The sequence below is a fragment of the Peribacillus sp. NPDC058002 genome (assembly GCF_042886655.1).
Classification (GTDB): domain Bacteria; phylum Bacillota; class Bacilli; order Bacillales; family DSM-1321; genus Peribacillus; species Peribacillus aracenensis.
On record NZ_JBHVQU010000263.1, the window covers coordinates 1 to 4630 of the forward strand.

5 protein-coding genes are annotated in these 4630 nt (G+C 42.9%); all 5 read right to left on the reverse strand.

The features are described 5' to 3' along the window. Window positions 1–264, reverse strand: a 264-nt coding sequence (locus tag ACFVSH_RS23110; RefSeq protein ID WP_387708035.1) for an FAD-dependent oxidoreductase, incomplete at its 3' end; no start/stop codon positions are given. A 17-nt stretch (window positions 265–281) separates the two neighbouring features. Beyond that, window positions 282–1502 (reverse strand): dihydrolipoamide acetyltransferase family protein, encoded by a 1221-nt coding sequence (locus ACFVSH_RS23115; protein ID WP_387708037.1) that lies wholly within the window; start codon window positions 1500–1502, stop codon window positions 282–284. A gap of 102 nt (window positions 1503–1604) precedes the next feature. Then, window positions 1605–2642, reverse strand: coding sequence for an alpha-ketoacid dehydrogenase subunit beta (locus ACFVSH_RS23120; RefSeq protein WP_387598554.1), 1038 nt, complete (start codon window positions 2640–2642; stop codon window positions 1605–1607). Window positions 2643–2663: 21 nt separating this feature from the next. Next, a complete protein-coding gene (locus tag ACFVSH_RS23125; protein ID WP_387708039.1) occupies window positions 2664–3656 on the reverse strand; it encodes a thiamine pyrophosphate-dependent dehydrogenase E1 component subunit alpha in 993 nt (330 codons plus the stop codon). Between the two features lie 513 nt (window positions 3657–4169). Further along, a partial coding sequence (locus ACFVSH_RS23130; RefSeq protein ID WP_483878312.1) for an AMP-binding enzyme occupies window positions 4170–4630 on the reverse strand: 461 nt, incomplete at its 5' end.

Below are 4630 nucleotides of genomic sequence, written 5' to 3' on the forward strand. Positions count from 1 at the left end.
GTCTCTCTTTCGTTCCTGTACGGTATCCCAATCGACTTCAATCAAATTGGAGGGCAGGCGAATTCCCATATGCCCGGCATTTTTCACCAGGTCATACGTATCGGCACTTTTCAATAATGACTTCGTTGGCATACAGCCTTCGTTTAAACAGGTGCCCCCCAATGGTCCGTCGACTACCAATATGACTTCCTCATCCTGCTGGGCGGCAGTGATTGCCGCTACATACCCTGCAGGACCGCCGCCTAAAATAGCTATACGATTCAAGAGCTTTCCCTCCTTTTCTATAAAATCACGGTGATCGGCTCTTCTAAATACCGTTTAAGTGTTTGTAAAAAGGCAGCAGCAGGTGCCCCGTCAAGTACACGGTGATCAAACGTTAAACTGAGTGGCAAGATCGTTCTCTTCTCCAATTCTTCGCCAATATAACGCGGGGTATCGTAAGCAGAGCCAATTCCAAGTAACCCCGTTTCCGGTGTATTGAGAATCGGTGTAAAATGCTCAACGCCGTATGCCCCAAGGTTACTGATGGTAAAAGTGGACCCTTGCATGTCTTCAATGGGCAATTGACCGTCACGTGCAGATCGGGCCAATTCCTTACCCTTTTTCGATAACTGTCTTAGGGTACAATTTTCGGCATTTCTTATGACGGGAACAACAAGCCCCTTTTCCAAGGCCACCGCTAATCCAAGATGGATTTGCTCATACAAAATGATGTTATCTTCAATATAAGCACTATTCATTTTAGGATGCTCTTTAAGTGAAAGTACCACAGCCTTGGCAACAAAGTCCGTTATCGTCAATTTAGTTGATTCCTGTTTTTGTAGCGTTTCAGTAGCCTGTTTTTGCAAAATGACTAAATCAGTGACATCAACTTTCATCGTTAGAGTTAATTGGGCACTGCTTTGCAGGCTCTCTTTCATACGTTTTGCAATGATATTCCTCATGCCGGTAACAGGGATCTGCTGCCGACTCTCTAAAGTAGATTGGGGGGAAACTATTTTTTCTTCTGTATTTGCCGACATGGAATCCCCTTTTTCGATTACTTTCTGTACATCTTCTTTTGTGATTCTTCCACCTGGCCCGGTGCCTTGAATCTTCTCAATGTCAAGATTCGCTGCCTGTGCCATTTTTCGTGCAACCGGGGTGATCATCAAACGATCTCCCATTGGCAAAATGGGTGACTCTTTTGTTTTCGGCTTTTCTTGCTCAGCAATTATCGACTGAGTCTGTTCAGCAACATGATCATCGATCACTATTTCTTCATTCGGAATTCCGATATGACAGATAACGGTTCCTGGAGGTACTCCTTGTCCTTCTTGAACAGCTATATTCAGAATCGTACCTTCAGCAGGAGATTCAATATCCATTTCGATTTTCTCTGAATTGATGCTGGCTATTGCTTCACCTTTTTCTACTGAATCCCCAACAGCCTTACTCCACAACGAAACAGTGCCTTCTTTCATTGCCATGCCTAATTTCGGCATTACTACTTCGACCGCCATATCTTTTTTCTCCCTTCAGATTGGTTTCTGTGTCCACCATTGGTTTGTTGCTCCAACTTTTGCAGTTCTATGCGAAAAAGCTGGAGCATGCATCATATTGATTTATTTCACCCCAAGAATGGAAGGCTCCCCCAATAATTCTGAAACGACTTGTATCACTTTTTCTGATGTCGGAAGGTAAATATCTTCTAGCGGTGGAGAAAAAGGTACAGGTGTATGTGGTGCTGTAATCCTCTTGATTGGCGCATCGAGCGTGTCAAATCCCTTATCAGCCACCAGTGCGGCAATATCGGTTGCGACGCTGCATCTTGGGTTCGCTTCATCGATCACGATCAAACGATTTGTTTTTGCCACAGAGTTGAGAATCGATTCTTCATCCAGTGGTGACAAGCTCCGCGGGTCGACAATCTCGACTTCAATCCCTTTAACAGTAAGTTTTTCAGCAGCCTCCATCGCGGTGTGAACTTGTTTACCGATGGCAACGACCGTCAAATCTGAGCCTTTCCTTTTAATTTCAGCTTTGCCGATCGGGATTGTATAGTAGCCTTCCGGAACCTCCCCAACCATGTTGTATAACGTTTTATCTTCAAAAAAGATGACGGGATCATTATCTTCTATGGCTGAAAGTAAGAGCCCTTTTGCGTCATAGGGGGATGAGGGAACAACGACCTTCAATCCAGGAATGCTAGTGAACAAGGCATAAAGGCTTTGTGAATGCTGCGCTGCAGCCCTGAACCCTGCGCCATGCATCGTACGGATTGTCACGGGAACCTGTGCCTTTCCTCCAAACATATAGCGGAACTTCGCACCTTGATTCAATACTTCATCCAAACAGCTGCCAATGAAATCATTGAACATTAACTCGGCAATCGGTCGTAAGCCTGTCGAAGCGGCTGCCATGGCCGCTCCCATATAACCTGCTTCCGCAATGGGTGTATCAAGGATTCTATCGCGGCCAAACTCTTGAACCAATCCTTTGGTGACACCTAAAACACCACCCCATGCTTCGTCATCCTGCAAATGATCAACCTCTGCTCCTCCGGCTACATCTTCTCCCATAAGGATGACATTTTCATCTTTTCTCATTGCCATGGCCATTGCTTCATTTATTGCTTGTGACATACTGATTTTTCTACTCATCTCAATTCCTCCTTTTATCATTTAATAGAATACATAAACATCTTTTAATAAATCGGAAGCATCTGGATATGGGCTATCTTCACTGAACTTAACTGCTTGTTTAATAGATTCCTCAACGGCAATCTCAAGAGAAATCAGTTCTTTTTCCGCCAGCAGATTCTGTTTGAGTAAGTAATTCCTAAACAGGGCAATCGCATCTTTCTCTTGTTTATGCTCCTTTTTATCTTGTTCTTTTTTATATTTCTGTGCATCTCCCTCGAAGTGTCCATAATTACGATATGTAACACATTCGATCAATGATGGACCTTCTCCCCTGCGAGCCCTCTGAACGGCTTCTTCGGCAGCCTTATACACAGCCAGCACATCTTTCCCATCCACTCGGACACCCGGGATATTGTAGCTAATCGCCCGATCGGCTATCGTTTTACAGCTAGAAGCATAATTGAATGGCGTTGCCTCCCCATACCCATTATTCTCTGCGATGAATATTACGGGTAGCTTCCAAATTGCCGCCAGATTTATACCCTCATGGAATGTCCCATGATTATTGGCACCATCACCAAAAAAGCAAACACTAACATGATCGGTCTTTTTATATTTCGCAGTTAATGCTGCACCGCATGCGAGCGGAAAGCCTCCGCCAACTATCCCGTTTGCACCTAACATCCCCTTATCCAAATCGGCAATATGCATGGAACCGCCTTTTCCCTTGCAAAGCCCTGTCACTTTCCCATAGATTTCAGCCATCATCCCGTTTAGGTCACATTCTTTTGCAATACAGTGGCCATGACCCCTGTGAGTGCTTGTAATGCTGTCCTTTTCGGAAAGGTGAGCACATACTCCAACAGCTACCGCTTCTTCCCCAGCATATAAATGGACAAAACCTGGTAAAATCCCTTTTGCAAAAGATTCATGAACCTGGTCTTCGAATTTCCTGATCTCCAGCATTTTTTTGTACATCCAATAAGCCCTGTCCTGTGATAACTTTATTTCATTCGATTGAACCGTTTCCATTTTTTAGCCCCCAATCATTAATAATGAGTCATTCTTTATATTGATATTGCAAATGCCGTGCCAAGATGGGAGGTCGCTAAAATGAGGATTTTATCTATTTTCAGTCGAAACAAAACGAGACAAAATGAGATTGTTGTCTCGTTTTGTCTCGTTTTGTTTAAATAAATTATCCCAATTCAATCATCACTGAAGTGAAAAAATGGTTTGAATGTGGAGGCAGCCTGTTTATGGAATAAATTCTTTATGAACCATTTATTTAGTGTCGGTACTTACTAACATGAATTTTGGTAATTATTAATTAATGAATACTAGAATTACTTAGGTGAGTGGCTATAAACAATGAAAAAAATCAAAAATTATTTATCTGAAAGAGTGGATATAAGGAGAAGTTAAAAATTAAAATTAGCAATTGATCATGATTATGATTATGATGCTATTTTAGATCTATTTGCTTTGTATTTATAAATTTATCCAGAAACGAAAAAAGACGGAACTTTACGCTCCGCCTTCATGCTAGAATATTTTTTTCTCATTCAGCTCGAGAGCTAATTTTTTAAAGAACTGTAGCGATTCTGGATTTCCCATGGAGTCTGCATTCACTACCTTATCAAACTCGAACCCTAATAACACTTTCCGAATCGGAACTTCCATTTTCTTTCCGTTCAATGTTTTTGGAATTTGTTCAACGACATGGATTTGGTCAGGAATAAAGCGAGGGGACACATGCCCTCTGATTTGTTCCTTGATTTTTGCCGTCAATGCTGTATCCAGGGTTTTACCGGGCTTAAGAACAACGAACAGCAGCAGTGAGGAACCGCGGCCAAGCACTTCCCTATCAATGACAAGGCTTTCCATCACCTCGTCGATCGCTTCGACGACCCGGTAGATATCGCTAGTTCCCATCCTTACACCAGAACGGTTGATGGTCGAGTCGGAACGTCCATAAATGATACAGCTGCCCTTGTCGTCAATCC